The sequence below is a fragment of the Spirosoma luteum DSM 19990 genome (genome assembly GCF_000374065.1).
GTDB lineage: Bacteria > Bacteroidota > Bacteroidia > Cytophagales > Spirosomataceae > Spirosoma > Spirosoma luteum.
Genome location: NZ_KB893245.1, coordinates 552776 through 570871, shown reverse-complemented (window position 1 = coordinate 570871; position 18096 = coordinate 552776). Strand labels below are relative to the sequence as shown.

The following is an 18096-nucleotide window of genomic DNA, read 5'->3' as shown; positions in this document are numbered from 1 at the left end:
CGTTTCAGCAAAAAAGATTACACCGCGAATATAACAATCAAATAGTACTATTGCTTCATATAGTAGAATTAAAACGAAAACACCAGCACCTGGTTTCTGTACTCTATCAACTATAATGCCAAAAAAATATTGTACTGAAAGCAGTTAAAACTGAATTAACAAGGTTTCAGCGTGCCTTGTGCCCATGCCCAATTGATGGCTTACAACTACCTATTACGCGCCGGAAACCCTTATCTTTGTGCTGTTAAAAATTATAGAGTGACAAACCAGCCGGTTTTTACCGGAATGAAGTCTGAAAACGCATGTTCGAAAACCTCCAGGATAAATTAAATAAGGCCATCAAAACCCTGAAAGGGCAGGGTCGCATTACCGAAATCAACGTTGCCGCTACCATAAAGGAAGTTCGTCGTGCGCTTACCGATGCCGATGTGAACTATAAAGTGGCCAAGGATATAACGGACCGGATTCGGGAAAAAGCACTTGACCGGAAGGTGCTTATTTCCGTTGAGCCAGGGCAGTTGTTCGTCAAAATCGTTCAGGAGGAATTGACTGAACTGATGGGGGGCGAAGCGCAGGGTATCAATATTAAAGGAGAACCAGCCGTAATTCTGATTGCCGGGTTACAGGGGTCGGGAAAAACAACTTTTTCGGGTAAGCTGGCCGCTTACCTGAAAAAGCAGGGGCGTAATGTACTCTTGGTTGCCGCCGATATTTATCGCCCGGCTGCTATCGACCAGCTGAAAGTACTGGGCGAGCAGGTCGGCGTGGATGTATATGCCGAACCGGAGAATAAGGATGCAGTTGCCATCGTGACCAATGCTATTAGCCAGGCCCGTAAAACGGGTAAAAAAATCGTGATTGTAGACACTGCCGGTCGCCTAGCGGTGGATGAGGTCATGATGCAGGAAATTGAGGCCGTCAAACGAGCCATTTCACCTACCGAAACCCTGTTTGTAGTTGACTCCATGACGGGGCAGGATGCCGTCAACACGGCTAAAACATTTAACGAACGGCTCAACTTTGATGGTGTTGTGCTTACCAAACTCGATGGCGATGCGCGCGGTGGTGCTGCCCTGTCAATCAAGACGGTCGTTAATAAGCCCATCAAGTTTATCAGCACGGGCGAGAAAATGGAAGCCCTCGATGTGTTCTACCCCGACCGGATGGCAAGCCGGATTCTGGGCATGGGCGACGTTATTTCGCTGGTAGAGCGGGCGCAGCAGGCATTCGACGAAGATGAAGCCAAACGCATCAACGCCAAGATGCGCAAGAATCAGTTCGACTTCGATGATTTCCTGTCGCAGTTGCAACAGATCAAAAAGATGGGGAACGTGAAAGACTTGCTCGGTATGATTCCGGGTATGGGTAAGATGGTCAAGGATCTGGACATTGACAATGACTCGTTCAAGCCTATCGAAGCTATAATTGGCTCTATGACGCCCAAAGAACGCCAACGCCCCGATATCATTGATGGAAGCCGTAAAAAGCGTATTGCCACTGGCAGTGGTACGGATATTCAACAGGTGAATAACCTGCTGAAGCAGTTTGACGAGATGCGTAAGATGATGAAAAAAATGAATACAATGCAGGCATCGGGTAAGCTCAATAAAATGATGCGATAGCCTACGCCAAATGCATAAAACGAGCCTGTTCAGGACGGAGATCACCTCCTACTGAGCAGGCTCGTTTTATTGAGTCACACCGCATCATAAATCAAGGTAATAGCGCCTGGGGGTGCATCAAATCGTTCAATGGCGTACCGGAGCGTGGTGTGGGGTAATTGCCGAATGTGGTCGTGAAGAAATTCTTCCAGAGCATCGGCACTGCGCTTGCCTGTTTCACGCAGCATCCAGCCAATGGCCTTGTGAATAAGGTCGTGCCTGTGGGGTAATAATAGTTCAGCAAGGGCGAAGGTGTCACTGAACTGCCCCAACCGGATCAAGGCAATAGTCGAGACGATGGCTATGCGCTGACTCCACAGGTGGTCTTCACGAGCCAAATCATACAACACAGACCGATCACCCTGAATGATATGTCGCCCTACTATATGCGGACACGTAACATCGACCAAATCCCAGTTATTGATGTATGGCCGATTTGCCAGATAGCGTTCCAGTATTTCGGCTCGTTGAATCGAACTGCCTTTACGGGTCTGCACAACCCATATGAGCAGACCTACCATTCGGCACTCGTGATACACGTCGCGTACCAAGTATTCGGCTTCGCTAACAGGTAGCTGGCGGTATTGGTTAACGATGGCATGCTGTTGCGGCATTGACAGGCCCAGAAAACGATCTCCTTCCCCATATTGACCCGGCGCTGTCTTGAAAAAGCGGGCCAGTGCAATAGCCCGTTCAGGTTGGGCTAATGTCAGAATTGTCTCTTTAACGGTGGTGAAGGATGGTTGCATCGGTCATAAAAAAAGCAGAGACGTTTTATGCGTCTCTGCCGTAAATGAAGCGTTTGGGTACCCTAATCGTTTAGTTTTGACCGTACAAAGTCCTGCTCGGCCAGCATAGGAATCGAATATAACACCGTTTTGTTCCGCTCGAAAGCCGGCTTGTCGAGATCGGCAGCCAGGTACTGATTTTTCACGAAGGCCGTTACGATCTGCTCAATCAGGCGCTCATCGCTGGGGCGTTCCTCACTATCCAGTTCCAGTACATCGGTATCGTGGGTATCGTTCTTATAGGGATTTGTATCAATGACGGGTGGTTCGGAGGCAACAATAATTTTTCCTCCGTTGTGTCCATTTGTAGGCGTTTGCTTATCAACGGGCATCCTGAGCTTAGGCTCTTCTTCCTCCCCATTGGCATCAACCAGTACAAGTTCTTCCAGGTTTTCGTCCTGGGGTATATCCTCCAGCAATACCCCATCCTGCGGTGTATCGTCCTGCTCCGACTGTGGTTCCAACTCCTGCAAAACCGTATCACCGGCCAAAGGGAGGCTACCCTTCAGCCCATCGAGCGGTCCGCCATCAAAGCCAGCGGCAATAATGGTTACGCGCAGATTTTCGCCCAGGTTATCATCGGTGATAGCTCCGAATTTAAACATTTTGGCTTCGCTCTGAATCTTGTGGGAAACAAACTCCGAAATCGCGGTTTGTTCCTTTAGCTTCATGGCGTGCTTTTTACTTGAGGAAATCGTAAGCAGAATCCGCTTTGCTCCCCGGATGTCGTGGTCATTGAGCAAAGGAGAGTTCAGGGCGGCTTCGATAGCTCGAACAGCCCGGTCTTCGCCCCCGCCAATCTCGGCCGAACCCATAACGGACTGACCGGCCTTTTCGAGCACCTTCTTCACGTCGGCAAAGTCCGCGTTGATATCCCCCTGGGTGGTAATAATTTCGGCAATACTTTTCACGGCATTGGCGAGTACATCATCAGCATGGGCGTAAGCTTCCGTCCAGGTCAGCTCGCTGTATAGTTCAGCCAGCTTATCGTTCAGTACAACCAGTACAGTATCGCAGCTTACTTTGAGTTTTTCGATACCTTCCCGGGCCTGATCTTTTTTATCGGTGCCTTCATACCAGTACGGAGCGGTTACAACGGCCACTGTAAGCAGGCCCATTTCCCGCGCTACTTCGGCCACTACAGGTGCGGCTCCTGTACCGGTGCCCCCGCCCATGCCCGCCGTAATGAACACCATTTTGGTGGGCGGGGCCAGCAGGTTTCGTATCTCATCGATACTGGCACGGGCAGCTTCTTCGCCCGCTTTAGCTTCGGTACCGGCTCCTAATCCGTCTCCCAGCTGTAGTTTCGTTTCGACGGGATTGCTCATGAGCGCCTGACGGTCTGTATTGCACACGGCAAAACTGACATCCTGCATGTTCATTTTCCGCATGTGCTTTACGGCATTACCGCCCATGCCTCCAACACCTACAACCTTAATGATGATAGGGTTATCGTTCGGAGTTATTTCAAATTTGTAGCCCTGATTAGTCATCGTGTGGGTTTGTGATGTCTGTTAGTTTACGAATGAGCAGTGCCCATATCAACGGTATACAGTCGAAATATTACGGATAATAACCCGTTTCATCACCTTTTATGGGTTGGAACATTTCTTTCAGTTTATCGTACCAGTTTTTCTTTGGTTCCTCAACCGGTGGTGCCGGCGCAGGAGCGGGAGCAACGGGCCGACTGGATGGCGCGGGGCCAGACCGAACGACATTGGGCGAGGCAACCAGTTCCTCTTCTTTGTTAGACCGGTTTGGGTCACTGATAAACGAAATCCGGTTGTCGATAGTTTTATAGCCAGCCCACACCAGGCCAACGGCCGTAGCATAGGTAGGATCACCAACAAGGTCGGCGCGGCCATTAGGTTCGAGATTTTCAGGATACCCAACCCGAACTTCTTCAATTCCGGTTACGCGGGTAAAAATGGCTTCTACGCCCGGAATCAGTGCTGAGCCGCCCGTCAATACAATGCCTCCCAGCAGTTTACCTTCGTAGCCTGACCGAACAATTTCAGCCTGCACCAGGGCAGCAATTTCGCGCAGCCGGTCTTCAATAATAACCGCTACATTTTTCAGCAGCACGTCTTTCGGTTTGCGATTAATCAGACCGGGTACGGCGACGACTTCGTTTAGATTAAATTCATTTGGATTGGCATTACCGAATTTCTTCTTGAGCAACTCTGCCTGGTTGGGCAGAATTTTACAACCTGCCTGAATATCCGATGTCAGGCTGTTACCCGCCCAGGGCAAAACGGCAATATGGCGCAGCACGTTTCGGTAGTAAATAGCCATTTCGGTCGTACCACCGCCAATATCGACAATGGCTACACCGGCGTATTTCTCCTCATCTGTTAACACGGCCAGACCCGATGCCAAAGCAGACAGCATCATGGTATCCTGCAATAGGTTGTTGCGCGAAATACATTTCCGGGTGTTCCGAACGGCGGTTGTCTGCGCCGTAATGAGCTGAAAATCGGCCCCAAGCTTCACCCCATTGCGCCCAACGGGTTGCTGAATATTGGTTTCTGTATCCACCACAAAATCCATGGGAAGCACATGGATAATTTCCTTGTCGGCCGGGACCGAGGTCCGGTACATATCGTTGAGCAGATGATCGATGTCGTCCGTTTGCACCTCATCGCCAAAGGAGGAGCGGGTAATACTCCCACTCGCTTTGACGGAGGTTACGTGCGAACCACTAAAACTCACGTTCACTTCGTAAATATCCAGATTCGACTGGTTTGACGCTTCTGCAACTGCCTTCCGAATGGCATTAACGGTGTTGTTGACGTTAACGACCGATCCTTTGGCTACCCCATCGGTTAGGGTCGTTTCGCCCACACCCAGTACTTCGAGCGTTTCCTGCTCTTTGTTATTTCTGATTACACGCCCGGCCACCGCGCATATTTTTGTACTCCCAATATCCAGGCCTACTACAATCTTATCGTCCATGCCCGTTGTTATTCGCAAATTATTTGGTTCCGATACTGAACGTTTATCCTACTATAACGATCCCATGTTTTAGCGGGTAAAATATCAGTATAGACTAGTTTTAACTTTCTAAATTTCGCATCCAGTTCAGTAGGCAATCCAAACTCAATTTGATGATTACCCAGTTGAGGCTGCATTGTTACCATCCCTTCTTTATCCACAGATAGTTCTGCGATCTGTGCCCGCCAGAACGGGTCATCGTTTATTCGTTTCAATAGTTCCAGCAAAGGCCGATTCCGTTCACTCGTTAACGACCGATTCTGTTCAAAATAACGACCCGTCAGTATGGGCACACGGGCCGAGTAATTCATTGAGATTGGAAAAAATCGCCCTTCCTCACTTACGTACTGCCCCGACAATATCCGAACACCCTCTCCAGAAACCAGTAATCGGGCCAGTGGATGAGGTTGCTCAATAACGACGAGCAAATCTCCCGGCAGATCACGCGAAATCTGGCAATTTTTAACCAATCCGTGTTGTTGCAACCTTTTTTCCAACCGTTTTAGGTTGACACTGGCATAATCCTTACCAATAATGGGGTCTGCACCTTCATTTGTGAGGTAGCCCATTACATCACGTCGGGTCAAAAAACGGTTTCCGTCCATCTGATCGATCTGTATAACTACCTTCCGAACGTGCTTCTGTCCGTGCCGTATCTCGGTAAAAGCGATAAGACCGAACAGCCCCAAAAGCCCTCCGAGGGTGAACAACCACTTTTTGGATGATTTAAAGGTAGAAAACATCTGTAAATAAGATGGATTGTTTGTAAGATTTTTTTATCTATTGGTCGGTTAATATTGATTTTAGTATAGGCACCATCTGGTCAATGTCTCCCGCACCAATGGTAACCAGCAGAGAAGGCTTCATTTCTCGCACAACGCCGGGCAGTTCAGCTTTGGTGCATTTTTGTTTGCTTTTCGATTGTATGCCCCGAAAAATTAAGTCGGAGCTGACTCCTTCTATCGGCAATTCGCGGGCGGGATAAATATCCAGTAGGATAACAGAATCAGCCAACGACAGACTTTCGGCAAAACCGTCGGCAAAATCGCGGGTGCGGGTAAACAAGTGGGGCTGAAAAATAGCCGTTAACTCCCGATCAGGATACAAAGCTTTCACCGATGATAGAAACGCCTGTACTTCGGCCGGATGATGGGCATAGTCGTCAATCAATACAGCTCCGTCGGTTTTGAGAACATATTCAAACCGACGACGAACGCCCCGATAAGTGTTCAGTGCCGACCGGATTGCATCGGGCGAGACCCCCACTTCCAGAGCCACAGCCCCGGCCGCCACGGCATTTTCTACGTTATGGAAGCCGGGAATCAACATGGCAATATCGGTAATTACACCCTGTGGATGAACAAGATCAAACACAAAAGTAGCCTGTTCAATCCGAAGATTCTGGCAGTGATACTGTCCCGACGGGAGTGAATAGGGCCGCACCTCCGCTTTTGTTTTGTCGGTTAGAGACAAGCCCTCTTTCATAAAAAGAACCCCGTCATCGTCAATCTGGCTAACGAACTTCCCGAACGATTCCAGCACCGCATCGTGCGCGCCGTAAATATCCAGGTGGTCGGCATCGGTTGAGGTGACAATGGCATATTTAGGAAACAGTGTCAGAAACGAGCGGTCAAACTCGTCTGCTTCAACCACACAAACCACCGATTTCAGGTCATCGGCGGGTTCGTTTAGTAAAAAATTGGTACCGTAATTATTGGTAATACCCCCTAGAAAAGCCGCGCAGTTCACTCCCGAATCGCGCAGGATATGCGCCACCATCGACGACGTGGTGGTTTTGCCATGTGTGCCCGCCACACCAATAGTGGTCATCTGCCCCGCCAGTAAACCCAGCACCTGCGACCGTTTCTGGAGCGTGAAGTCATTCTCCGTAAAATAAATGTATTCGGTATGGTTTTTCGGCACAGCGGGTGTGTAAATCACCAGCGTTTCGGCAGGATTTTCCCGGAATGCGGCTGGTATCAGGTCAACAGCGTCCGCAAAATGGACAACCATACCTTCGGCCTGTAGCGCGTCCGTCAGGGCCGTTGGCGTCTTATCATACCCCGCCACGGTGTAGCCATTAACCCCAAACCAGCGGGCCAGGGCACTCATACCGATACCACCGATACCCAGAAAATAAATGTATTTGAACGTAGAAAGCGTCATTCTATAGTGTAGCAGATTGTCATTCTGTCATCAGTAGATGGTCATTAAGGAATGAGCAACAACCACCGGTTTAATGTGACAATTACGTGCGTTTAGTTAGTTTTATTACTTCTTCGGCAATGTCGCGGGCGGCATTGGGTTTTGCCAATGTTTTAATCCGGGTGCTTAACTTCTGCTGCTGAGCAGGATTGTTGAGTAGGGCCAATGCGGTTGTTATGAGTTCGGTTCGTGCTTTCTGGTCGCTAACGAGCAAAGCAGCGTTGTGATCGACCAGGCTCATCGCATTTTTGGTTTGATGGTCTTCGGACGCATCCGGGAAAGGCACCAGAATAGCTGCCCGGCCTACCAGACACAGTTCGGACACCGATAGGGCACCCGCCCGCGATACGACAGCATCAGCAACGGCGTAGGCTTTGTCCATATCGTAAATAAAATCATAGGGTTTAATCAGGGGCGAACCTAACATAGAAACGGCCACCCGCGCCCGCTCAATAAACGCCGTACCCGTTTGCCAGATTACCTGAACGCCTGCCTCAATAAAGCGGGATAGCCCAGCCTCTATACTCTCGTTAATCGTTCGTGCTCCCTGACTACCGCCGATAATCAGCAGCGTAGGACGATTGGTCTCAAGGGTAAACAATACCCGGCCCGCTTCAACCTGCCTGTCAGCAGACTGGATATCACTTCGAACGGGATTACCGGTTAGTTTTATTTTGTTAGCGGGGAAGAATGCTTCCATGCCCGGATAGGCAACACAGATGCGTTTTGCCCAGCGGGCCAGCACCTTGTTAGTTAACCCGGCATACGAATTCTGTTCCTGAATCAGCGTGGGGATTCCTTTCAGCGATGCTGCCAGCAGAACGGGACCACTGGCGTATCCGCCAACCCCCACGGCGGCATCGGGTTGAAAGTCGCGGACAATTTGCCGGGCACGTAGCAAGCTCCGGCCCAGCTTTATGGGAAAGCCGAGATTTGCCAGCGTTAGTTCGCGCCTTATACCCACCACCGGTAAGCCCACAATAGTATAACCGGCACGGGGCACCTTTTCCATCTCCATTTTACCCTCGGCCCCAACAAACAGGATTTCTGTGGTAGGGTCAATGGCTTTCAGTTCATTGGCAATGGCAATAGCCGGATAAATATGGCCACCGGTTCCACCCCCGCTAATGATAACTTTCATATCGTTTATATTTTACTCTCGTCGGCTTCATCCCGGCTAACGCTCAGGATAATACCAATTGCCAGACCGGTGAATATAAGCGATGTGCCCCCCATACTTAGCAGTGGCAATGGTTGCCCCGTTACGGGAGCCAGACCGACCGCTACGCAGATACTGGCAAAGGCCTGAAATACAATGCTGAACGTTAGCCCCGCCGATAATAACCCGCCAAACGGTCGGGTTGCTTTCTGGAGTGTTTTTAACCCTCGCCACAAAAACCAGAGGTAAGCCAATACCACGGGTATACCACCCAGTATCAGGCCGTATTCTTCGACAATGATGGCATAGATGAAATCGGAAAATGGGTTGGGCAGCGTATTACGCTGGTGACTGTTGCCCGGCCCCTGTCCGGTAATACCTCCGTTGGCCAATGCGATATAGGACTGCTCGACCTGAAACGGAATCGTATCCGACCGGGTAAACATACTGACCCGGCTAACGGCCGTACCCAGCCGCTGCCCATACGCCAGCGCAATACCGCCGAACAGCAGACAGGCAACAATCATGTAGCCCAGGTAGCGAACGGGTACCCGCCCAATGTACATCAGTAAAAAACACGTGGCCGCCAGCAGTAAGGCAGTTGATGTGTTCGAAAGAATAATGAGGGAGCAGATAATGGCAATCCACAAAATAAGATTGAACAGTACCGCCGGGTTATCCATGAACCGCTGCCGCTTAGCCAGCATAGCGGCCAGATTGGAAATAAGGGCCAGCTTGGCCAAATCGGACGGCTGAAACGTTTGATTGATAATGGGAATAGTAACCCAGCGGGATGCATCATTCAGCGTTTCTCCCTTCCAGTAAGCCCACAGCAATAGAGGAATAGACAGCCAGAGACCGAATTTAGAGAGTTGGGCGTAGTGAACGTAGTTGATTTTGTGAGCAAAATACGTGCAGGCAACACCAATCAGCAACAGCAGCCCATGTTTGAGCAGGAATGCTTCGGTGTTGCCATCCAGTTCTCTAAATGCCTTGGTACCCGTTGCGCTATATACAACCAGAATACTCATGATAGACAGATAAAGAACAATCCACCAGATTTGGCGGTCACCTTTCAGATGCGTACGAATCCATTCACTTAGTGCCATGTTTTTTTGAATGATGAATGATGAATGCGTTATCAGGCATTCATCAGTAAGTTTCTTACCGCGGCTTTGAACTGATTACCCCGGTCTTCGTAATTTTTGAACAAATCAAAACTGGCGCAGGCGGGTGACAGCAGGACCACATCGCCCGGCTGTGCCCAGGCAAGCCCCTGTGCTACGGCATCCTCAACCTGCCGGGTTTCGTGGATGGACGAGAGGGTGTTACCGAAATACTCCACTAATTTATGATTATCTACACCCAGACAGATAAGTGCTTTTACTTTTTGACCAACCAATTCGTCGAGTTGGCTATAGTCATTGCCTTTGTCCAGACCACCGGCAATCCATATCACGGGTGCATCCATACTGGACAGGGCGTAAAATACCGAGTCGACATTCGTTGCTTTCGAGTCATTGATGAATTGAACCCCGTTGATGATTCCAGCTGGCTCTAGCCGGTGGGCCGCATTCTGAAAAGTTTTCAGGCCGGTTTCAATAGTTTCCCTTGATACGCCAAGCGATTGTGCGGCCAGTATAGCCGCCAGCATATTGATGGCGTTGTGCGGGCCCCGCAGGGGTGTTTCGGCCTGTGCAAGGGTAAATGACTGCTCCCCGTTTGTTGCTGTCAACTGACCATCTATCAACTGACCACCGGGCGAAACGGTTTTCGCTAGCGAGATGGGCAGGGCCTGAACGGCGGGCGTATGCCGGGCCAGTTCAGTCATAATGGGCTGACTTTCGGCGAAATAAATGAAATCGTCTTCGGGCAGAGCGTTCTGTAAAATCCTGAATTTAGATGCTACGTACTGGTCAAAGTCGTAGTTGTACCGGTCTAGATGGTCGGGCGTAATGTTGAGCAGTACCATCACGTCCAGATGCGTATGGTACATATCATCCAATTGAAAACTACTCAGCTCCAGCACGAAATAGTCGAACGTATCGGTTATCACCTGTTCGGCAAAGCTATCCCCAATGTTTCCTGCCAGCCCAACATTCAGTCCGGCCGTTTTCAGCAGGTGATAAATCAGCAGGGTGGTGGTAGTTTTGCCATTGCTGCCCGTAATACCAATCAATCGGGCATTGGTATAGCGGGCGGCAAACTCAATTTCGGAGATAACGGAAATTCCCTGCGCCCGGAGTTTTTGTACCAATGGCACTGTTGCCGGAATACCGGGGCTTTTTATTACTTCGCTGGCAGCCAGAATACGCTCCTCCGTATGTTGTCCCTCTTCGAAGGGAATACCAGCGTCCTGTAACGTCAATCGGTAACTGTCGGCCAGCGCTCCTTTGTCGGACAGGAAAACGTCAAACCCTTTTGCCTGTGCCAGCAAAGCAGCACCGACACCACTTTCGCCCCCGCCAAGAACAACTATTTTCTGCACTACCATAGCAAATCTATACCAATGGCAAAATAACGCATAAATAAAAAGCCCCGGCTATCAGTCGGGGCTTTTCCACCAAAAATTTATTTTGAATCATCTATTCTTTCGGAGCCAGCGACCTAGATAACCGCATATGATTAGCCCCTTTTACAATCAGGAAAACAACCCAGGCAATGATTAAAAACTGGATTAGCGTATTCAGGAAATTACCATACCGTATGGCTACTTCAGGAACGGTTCCAACGGCTTCTCTCAGTACAATTTTCAACTGACTCAAATCAATACCACCCAATGCCAACCCAATAATCGGGTTAAGAATATCTTCTACCAGTGAGGTTGTAATTTTGCTAAAAGCAGCACCAATAATGACACCCACAGCCAGGTCAAGGACGTTTCCCTGGGCAATGAACAGTTTGAATTCACTTAGCATAAACAATTGATTTGTGGGTTAGGGAATTTTGAAACCGCGTAATCAGGCAAAGAATATACTCTTTTGGGTAAAATCAAAACCGCCTGAAGGGGTAGTGGCTTTCGGAACGTCCTGCTTCTTTTTGAATGAATGCAGGTTATGAACCATCCTGACAGCCAGCGTTTGCAGATGAACTTAACTAATCGATACAAGAACTCGGCCTTTCAGTTAATCTACTGTTCTATAGTGCCTTATGGAATAAAATGCTCAATGTATTCTTATCTCTCCGTAGAACTGACGCAGTCGGTCACGTGATCGCTTTAAGCGCATCTTTATGGCACTTTCCGTCAGAGAGTAATGAATGGCTAATTCCTGTATACTGGTATCTTCCTGGTATTTTTTTTGCAGCAGATGTTGTTCGATAAGCGGCATACGGGTGAGCGCGTACTGAATTTTTACCCGGTTCAACTCCGTTTGCTGGTCTACTTCATTATCGTCGGATATCAGGGTCATACTTCCCCAGTTGTCCAGTAGTATGGGGTGATGACGGGCACGGATAGAACGAATCCGATCTGTACAGTAATTGGAGGTAATGGAATAAAGCCAGGTGGAAAACTTGGCGTTTTGTTTATAGCTTTCGAGTTTGCCCAATAGCCGCAAAAATATATCCTGCGTCAGATCGTCGGCCTGCATCCTGTCTTTGGTAAACGACAGGCATTTGTTGTGTACCTTATGACTGTAGCGTTCATAGAGTTGCTCGAAGTACGTGTTTTGACGGGTCTTCAAATACCAGTCAACCAATTCTTCGTCAGTGTAGTCTTTATGCATACAGGGTAACGGTAAGTAGATACCAAATAAACGCAGTTTCAGCGTTCTTGGATTTAGGGATGCGAAATTACCGAACCGTGAGTATAATTGACTAAGTAGAATGCATTTACTGATCAATGAATTTGTGGGCTGTCTATACGTTCGTCCGCCTGAGGCAGAATCAGAAGTAGTTTTATACTTCCTTCGGGGGAACCTTAGCGTGTTCAGGTTTAAGCACTACCACATCACGAACCAAACCGCCCGCGTTGAGTTTCTCTACCATTTTGTCCAGCAGGGGAGCAGCCCAGTTTGGAATATACTTGTCTGTGGTTTGAATCATTACTTTAGGAAAATCGTACAAAGCCCGGCCCAGGCCAAACTGCACAGCGCAACGTTTCATGGCATCGCTGATACCTCCCTTCACCGGTTCAACGGCGGTGCGACTGGCACCATCCGTCTTCTTCACAATTTCGCCACCGGGCAAAATGGCCGTAATGGTACACAAAAAGCCTCCGTCTATTTCCTTAATCTCATTTTGCCAGCCCGCCCAGCCAAACTGGTCATCGAAACGTTGCATCACACAGCGGTTGGTGATGTACGGCACCACAATAATTTTCTGACCGTCTTTGGTCTGGCTTTGCACCCGCCATTCTATTTCGTGTATAGTAAGTGGGGCAGTCAATGCATTTAACTCCATGGTAAGTTTGGCGTTGTATTTTCCGTTGGGTTATCTACTACAAAAAACACGGGAGGTTATCCTGACTAGTCTATTTTCAATCTGACTAACAGCCCGTTAGGCACTAGTGTTATCTTCCAGAATAGTATTTGATGTTTTCATTCTGGGTTGCGTACAGCAACGCCATAAAGTTACCACATAATACAACTAAAACACACTAATATAACTATTTTCTATACTAGTCTGGTGTATGTATCATTTCCACTTGATACCGCACCCAATCGGTTTTGTAATAGGCGACTGCACTGGCTTGTCCGCTAACAAACCACTAACTGCTTCATAAACATACCGACGTTGCACGCTGTCGGCATCCTGCGGATTATCGTCAATGGCCCCTTTGTATTCAAGAATGAACTGACCAGCGTTCTGTTTGAGGACGTATACTTCCGGCAGTCGTGTAGCCCCAAAAGCGCGGGCTATTGACTGTGCTTCGTCCATCACATAAGGATAAGGATAATTTTTAGTCTGGGCACGGGCTTTCATGTTTTCGAATGAATCTTCATTGTAGGCTTCCGGGTCATTAGCCATCACTGCCAGTACCGGGTAACCCTGCCCGGCAAAATTCCGATCCAGCGAAATAAGCCGCTCTTCGTATGCTTTTGAGAATGGGCAGTGATTGCTCGTGAATACCACAATCAGTCCTTTCTTATCGCGATAGTTACTCAGCGAGACTGAAAGTCCGTCAATATTTTTTAGGTTAAAATCGGCAACCGCATCGCCCAGATTATAGCCTTTTACCGACTGAGCCAGGATACTGATTCCGGTAAGCAGGAGAAACAGTCCTGTGAGTAGAAACCGCCCTGTGTATTTTTCCATTACTTGTTTAACGCGTTTAAGCCTTAGATGGCAAACCTATCGAAAAGATTAATCCGACCGAAGTGAGGGTAAACGAGTTTTCGACCTACTCCGCCCCTACAAACTTCAGCAGGTCTCGGTAGATGATGTTATCTTTCCAGAACAGCTGCGTCACCATCGGAATGTGTTTTTTACCGGGCAGGGTTGTTAGTTCGTTTTTCACACCCTGTTCCTGTAGTTTCTCGTGGAACCGTTTTGAGCTGCTGGTAATGCTGGGATACGTTTTTCCGCCCACGTAAATCAGCATGGGTGGGCAACCGGCTTCAACGTGGTACATCGGCGATACCGTCCGCCAGAGGGCGGGGTTCTTCCCGTACGGAATCAGGTATCGTTCGTCGCCGGGGTACTGCATTTTGGTCAGATAGTCGAACATATCCAGTCCGGCAGGGTCATCGAGAATAACCCCTTTCACTGGATTCCGGGCAAGACCTAGGTTGGTGAATAGCTGGTTGTTGGTGGCCAGCAGAGCCGCTAAACCGGCTCCTGCCGAGTGCCCCATCACAAAGATGCGGTTAGGGTCGCCCCCGTATTCGCCAATGTGCTGTTTGGTCCATTGCACCGCCCGGGCGCAGTCGCTGGCCATCGAAGGTACTTCTACCGCCGGGGCCAGGCGGTAGTTAATGATAGCGGTTATTACACCCTGTTTGGCCAGCCGTCTGCCAATAAACCAGTAGATATTTTTACTCCCGCTAGTCCAGCTCCCTCCGTGAATAAAAACCACCACCGGTCGGGCCGTTGCCGATTTTTTACTGGGCGTATAAAGGTCTAATATATGCCGTTCGGGGTCAAAATCGGGAGAAGTTGATGCTACATAGGTTACGTCTTTGATGCGATGGCTCTGGCAGGAAATAGCATAACCACTCATGGAAAACAAGACAACCGCCAGCGTGAGCAGGGCAACCGGAACCCGCCAAAGGAAGGGGGACGAAAATAAAGAAAACATGCAGTAGTCAGTATACAGCCTTTTTTACGCGGACACCTGACGGTATCCGGCTGTTGTTTCTAACCCTAACCAGCCTAAACCAGTTCGTGGAGTATGGAAAACCAACCAGCCGGATTAGTACCGGCTAACACGATAGTACCCACGTTCCAAAAGGCTCAATAACTAGCGGCTGGGTATTAGCCACATCCAGCTCCATTCGTTGCGCCGGTACGAGCGTAATCCTGTATCCGCGTTGCACCCTTTCGGGTAGCGAAATCGGCAGGGACTGGTCTGTATGGTTGGTCACCAGCCAACACCGATGGGTGCCATCAGTCAGGAGCAACGTACTACAGGTCAGCGGCTGACTGCTTTCGGTCCGAATGACCTCCCCTCTCCTGAAACTCTGTACAGCTACCAAAAGCACTCCTAACGGGTATGATTGCCCACCAGCCGAAATGATTCCCTGATGACCAACCGTTTGAAAATAGGTTATCGACTGCGCACCCGCTTCGGCCAGATACTTTATACTACCCAGCGTCCAGCCTGCGGCCCAGAGCGATGGTTGCCGGGGATCGGCCTTCTGGCTATTGGTCTGTACGCTGTCTTTCGGGTCGTGCGCGTAGGGATTAACCCGCTGCCGGAGCGTTACGGGCGATACGTGAATGGGTACTGAACCGGCGAATGTTCTGGCCGTTTGCACGGTATCGCCCTGGGTGGCGAGCGTCTCTATCATCGACCGGTTATCGAAGGCATGTACCTGCGGATGAACACTGTAGCTGATAAAATCGGCCTCATACGTTGCCAGCCGGTTGCGGTTCAGTTCGGTAAAGTTGTAGTTGGTTCCTGCACCGATACGCGTTTGCGGCAACGCTTTTCTCAGGATGTCGGGAGCCGTAGCCAGCACAGCCGCCATCGTGACCGGCTCATTGACCGAAAACAGCATGATTTCAGCCAGTGCTACGGCATGCTGCCGCGTAATCGCCAGAAAATCGTTTAGTTCAGCAGCATGCTTGCTTGTTAGATGTAAAGCAACGAGCATGGGTGTCTCGCAGGCAAGGGCATTGGCAACCTCCGCCAGAAAATCCGTTTCCCAGTCAGCCTGAGCCGGAACTACCTCAATCCGGTAATGGGCAAAGTGACATGACTGAAGCACTTCCCGAACGGACTCGGTCAAGACCCGAACTTCGGTAGAGGCACCGACACCAATGGCAGGCAGCAGGGTGCGTTCCTGCTCAAATACCCGAACGGTAACCTCCCGCATCTGCACTGTAGATGAAACCGGCAGCGGTTGTTCGGGTCGAAACCCGATTTGCTGACGGACCCGGTCTCCGGCCTGAAGTTGAACCGGAATAGGTAGGGTCGACGGGGTGCAGAACGTTTTGTACGAAGCATCCGTCCAGTTGCGCTGGTCTTCCGTTTCAAAAATATCGCCGGTCATATCCAGTCTGAACCAAATACCATCAGCCTGTTGCCAGCGCATCCCGGCAACTTGCTTGAAGGGGTTTTCCAGGCTTATGGTCTGCGGGAAGTGCGTGGTCTCCCATTGCCCGTTCGGATGGAGCAACTGACAAGGCTGCCCGGCCATGCCCTGAATGGGATGCAGCATGCAAAAGCCCGCCCGATTTCGCAGGAATGATTGGTGCGCCAGTCCATCAATCGTCATCCTGAACGAGCCATCAGCCTTCCCTTCAGCGGTTACTTTCCAGGTGAATAATACGGTCGTACCGCGCTCGTAATGGCAGTCGTACCGAACCTGAAAATGGTCTGCGCCGATAATTACTTCTTCATTCGTGCGGATAGGCGTCAGGGTGCCCCAGTTTTCGTCCCTCATCGAAACGTAAATCATCCGCAGCAGTTCTTCGTTTCCCCATCGGAAGTACCGAAACGAACCTTCTTCGTACCCAACCGTCAGCGGGCCAGCCCTTAGTTCGGTGTAGACCGGCAGGGGTGCATCACTTCCGTAAAGTTGCTGGTTTATGGTCATGGCTTCGGGTCAAACACAACGTGCCGGATGCGGTTACGTTTCCAGGTATAAGTGATGTGAACCCGGCCATCACTGGTTTGAATCACAGCCGGATAGGAATATTCCCCCGGTTCATTTTCGAGCACGGCCAGCGTTCTCCAGGTTTTTCCATCGTCAGAAATAGCAACGTCCAGTGGAGTTCGTGGCCCGGATTTGCCATTAACCGGCGACGTAGGGTTGTACACCAGCACCTGCCGACCGTCTTTAAGGGTTACGGCATCCGTACCTGAATTCGGATTGGGCAGGGTGGTTTTCTGCAGCGCCGACCAGGTTTTACCCCCATCCTTAGACCATGTCTCCAGAATGAAGCCACTTTTCTGACTACGGCACAGGGCCTGCAACTGACCATTTGGATGGAACAGGACACTGGGCTGAATGGCTCCGTTCTCAACCCCATCGTTGATAGGTGCGGTTTTCTGCCAGGTTTTACCCCAATCGCTGGTCATTTCAAAATGCACCCGCCAGTTGTGATCTTCGGAACTGGTTGGGCAAAGCAACACGCCTGACGGGAGTAAAACCGGCTTGTTTTTGATGGGCCCCGCAATGCCATCGGGCAGGCGTTCAGCTTCTGACCAGGTTTTACCCCCATCTGCCGACCGCTTCAGCATACCCCACCAGGTAGATGGGCTGGGGCCAATTTTATAAAACAGAAGCAGGTCGCCGTCGGGTATTTGAAACAAAACCGGATTCCAGCAGGGTAACCGCTTCCCATCGGGTTGCACTCCCGTGGCTACCTCTACGGGAGGAGTCCAGTTTGATGCGGTCTTTCTACTCGTCCATATGCCCACATCGGGGTGACGCTCATGGGTGCCCCCAAACCAGGCCGTTACCAGGCCCTGCGGGGTTTCGGCGATAGTAGAAGCATGGCACTCCGGAAAGGGAGCCTGCTCGTAAATCCATTCTTTCTGTAGTGAAACCGCTTTGTCTGACTGGCCAAAGGTGCTATCGACTGTTAGCGTCAGCCCGACAAGAACCGCGAATACGGGGTAATTAAATTTTATCATACCATGTGCTATGCTTTCGCTGACAGAAGTCAGCTATTTCGCTTC

General features: G+C 49.9%; 16 protein-coding genes. 1 reads left to right on the top strand and 15 read right to left on the bottom strand.

Annotation, left to right across the window (positions count from 1 at the left end; genetic code table 11):
• The first annotated feature begins 302 nt into the window (after positions 1-302).
• Positions 303-1622, top strand: a complete 1320-nt coding sequence (gene ffh, locus B156_RS0102465; protein WP_018618033.1) for a signal recognition particle protein — start codon at positions 303-305, stop codon at positions 1620-1622.
• 74 nt (positions 1623-1696) lie between these two features.
• Here ffh and B156_RS28745 read toward each other — a convergent pair whose 3' ends face one another.
• From B156_RS28745 to B156_RS0102385, 15 genes are all read right to left on the bottom strand, one after another.
• Positions 1697-2410, bottom strand: coding sequence for a DNA alkylation repair protein (locus tag B156_RS28745; protein ID WP_018618032.1), 714 nt, complete (start codon positions 2408-2410; stop codon positions 1697-1699).
• Positions 2411-2472: 62 nt separating this feature from the next.
• A complete protein-coding gene (gene ftsZ, locus B156_RS0102455) occupies positions 2473-3942 on the bottom strand; it encodes a cell division protein FtsZ (RefSeq protein WP_018618031.1) in 1470 nt (489 codons plus the stop codon).
• A 70-nt stretch (positions 3943-4012) separates the two neighbouring features.
• Complete coding sequence (ftsA, locus tag B156_RS0102450) at positions 4013-5404, bottom strand: cell division protein FtsA (protein ID WP_018618030.1); 1392 nt, start codon at positions 5402-5404, stop codon at positions 4013-4015.
• An 8-nt stretch (positions 5405-5412) separates the two neighbouring features.
• Positions 5413-6186, bottom strand: a complete 774-nt coding sequence (locus B156_RS0102445) for a cell division protein FtsQ/DivIB (RefSeq protein WP_018618029.1) — start codon at positions 6184-6186, stop codon at positions 5413-5415.
• 37 nt (positions 6187-6223) lie between these two features.
• Entirely contained in the window at positions 6224-7609 is a 1386-nt protein-coding gene (murC, locus tag B156_RS0102440) for a UDP-N-acetylmuramate--L-alanine ligase (RefSeq protein WP_018618028.1), read from the bottom strand.
• A gap of 82 nt (positions 7610-7691) precedes the next feature.
• A complete protein-coding gene (murG, locus tag B156_RS0102435) occupies positions 7692-8789 on the bottom strand; it encodes an undecaprenyldiphospho-muramoylpentapeptide beta-N-acetylglucosaminyltransferase (RefSeq protein WP_018618027.1) in 1098 nt (365 codons plus the stop codon).
• Positions 8790-8794: 5 nt separating this feature from the next.
• A complete protein-coding gene (locus B156_RS0102430) occupies positions 8795-9916 on the bottom strand; it encodes an FtsW/RodA/SpoVE family cell cycle protein (RefSeq protein WP_018618026.1) in 1122 nt (373 codons plus the stop codon).
• Between the two features lie 32 nt (positions 9917-9948).
• Complete coding sequence (gene murD, locus B156_RS0102425) at positions 9949-11301, bottom strand: UDP-N-acetylmuramoyl-L-alanine--D-glutamate ligase (protein WP_018618025.1); 1353 nt, start codon at positions 11299-11301, stop codon at positions 9949-9951.
• 91 nt (positions 11302-11392) lie between these two features.
• The gene (gene mscL, locus B156_RS0102420) at positions 11393-11725 is read right to left on the bottom strand and encodes a large conductance mechanosensitive channel protein MscL (RefSeq protein WP_018618024.1); all 333 of its coding nucleotides are present in this window, start codon (positions 11723-11725) and stop codon (positions 11393-11395) included.
• Positions 11726-11971: 246 nt separating this feature from the next.
• A complete protein-coding gene (locus B156_RS0102410; protein ID WP_018618022.1) occupies positions 11972-12532 on the bottom strand; it encodes an RNA polymerase sigma factor in 561 nt (186 codons plus the stop codon).
• 172 nt (positions 12533-12704) lie between these two features.
• Entirely contained in the window at positions 12705-13208 is a 504-nt protein-coding gene (locus B156_RS0102405) for a Rad52/Rad22 family DNA repair protein (protein ID WP_018618021.1), read from the bottom strand.
• 234 nt (positions 13209-13442) lie between these two features.
• Positions 13443-14063 carry a thioredoxin family protein gene (locus B156_RS0102400; protein WP_018618020.1) on the bottom strand — a complete coding sequence of 207 codons (621 nt, stop codon included), beginning with the start codon at positions 14061-14063 and terminating at the stop codon, positions 13443-13445.
• Between the two features lie 85 nt (positions 14064-14148).
• The gene (locus B156_RS0102395; RefSeq protein ID WP_018618019.1) at positions 14149-15045 is read right to left on the bottom strand and encodes an alpha/beta hydrolase; all 897 of its coding nucleotides are present in this window, start codon (positions 15043-15045) and stop codon (positions 14149-14151) included.
• Between the two features lie 124 nt (positions 15046-15169).
• Positions 15170-17008 (bottom strand): D-apionate lactonase family protein, encoded by a 1839-nt coding sequence (locus tag B156_RS0102390; protein ID WP_018618018.1) that lies wholly within the window; start codon positions 17006-17008, stop codon positions 15170-15172.
• Positions 17005-18051 carry a sialidase family protein gene (locus B156_RS0102385; RefSeq protein ID WP_018618017.1) on the bottom strand — a complete coding sequence of 349 codons (1047 nt, stop codon included), beginning with the start codon at positions 18049-18051 and terminating at the stop codon, positions 17005-17007. The genes B156_RS0102390 and B156_RS0102385 overlap by 4 nt, the downstream gene beginning before the upstream one ends.
• Between the last annotated feature and the right edge of the window lie 45 nt (positions 18052-18096).

Bases quoted from the DNA above. Each gene is read 5' to 3' on its own strand.
- mscL (WP_018618024.1), bottom strand. From the start codon at position 11,725: ATGCTAAGTGAATTCAAACTGTTCATTGCCCAGGGAAACGTCCTTGAC.
- ftsA (WP_018618030.1), bottom strand. From the start codon at position 5,404: ATGGACGATAAGATTGTAGTAGGCCTGGATATTGGGAGTACAAAAATA.
- B156_RS0102405 (WP_018618021.1), bottom strand. From the start codon at position 13,208: ATGGAGTTAAATGCATTGACTGCCCCACTTACTATACACGAAATAGAA.
- B156_RS28745 (WP_018618032.1), bottom strand. From the start codon at position 2,410: ATGCAACCATCCTTCACCACCGTTAAAGAGACAATTCTGACATTAGCC.
- B156_RS0102430 (WP_018618026.1), bottom strand. From the start codon at position 9,916: ATGGCACTAAGTGAATGGATTCGTACGCATCTGAAAGGTGACCGCCAA.
- B156_RS0102445 (WP_018618029.1), bottom strand. From the start codon at position 6,186: ATGTTTTCTACCTTTAAATCATCCAAAAAGTGGTTGTTCACCCTCGGA.
- murD (WP_018618025.1), bottom strand. From the start codon at position 11,301: ATGGTAGTGCAGAAAATAGTTGTTCTTGGCGGGGGCGAAAGTGGTGTC.
- murC (WP_018618028.1), bottom strand. From the start codon at position 7,609: ATGACGCTTTCTACGTTCAAATACATTTATTTTCTGGGTATCGGTGGT.
- B156_RS0102390 (WP_018618018.1), bottom strand. From the start codon at position 17,008: ATGACCATAAACCAGCAACTTTACGGAAGTGATGCACCCCTGCCGGTC.
- B156_RS0102395 (WP_018618019.1), bottom strand. From the start codon at position 15,045: ATGTTTTCTTTATTTTCGTCCCCCTTCCTTTGGCGGGTTCCGGTTGCC.
- murG (WP_018618027.1), bottom strand. From the start codon at position 8,789: ATGAAAGTTATCATTAGCGGGGGTGGAACCGGTGGCCATATTTATCCG.
- ftsZ (WP_018618031.1), bottom strand. From the start codon at position 3,942: ATGACTAATCAGGGCTACAAATTTGAAATAACTCCGAACGATAACCCT.
- B156_RS0102385 (WP_018618017.1), bottom strand. From the start codon at position 18,051: ATGATAAAATTTAATTACCCCGTATTCGCGGTTCTTGTCGGGCTGACG.
- B156_RS0102400 (WP_018618020.1), bottom strand. From the start codon at position 14,063: ATGGAAAAATACACAGGGCGGTTTCTACTCACAGGACTGTTTCTCCTG.
- ffh (WP_018618033.1), top strand. From the start codon at position 303: ATGTTCGAAAACCTCCAGGATAAATTAAATAAGGCCATCAAAACCCTG.
- B156_RS0102410 (WP_018618022.1), bottom strand. From the start codon at position 12,532: ATGCATAAAGACTACACTGACGAAGAATTGGTTGACTGGTATTTGAAG.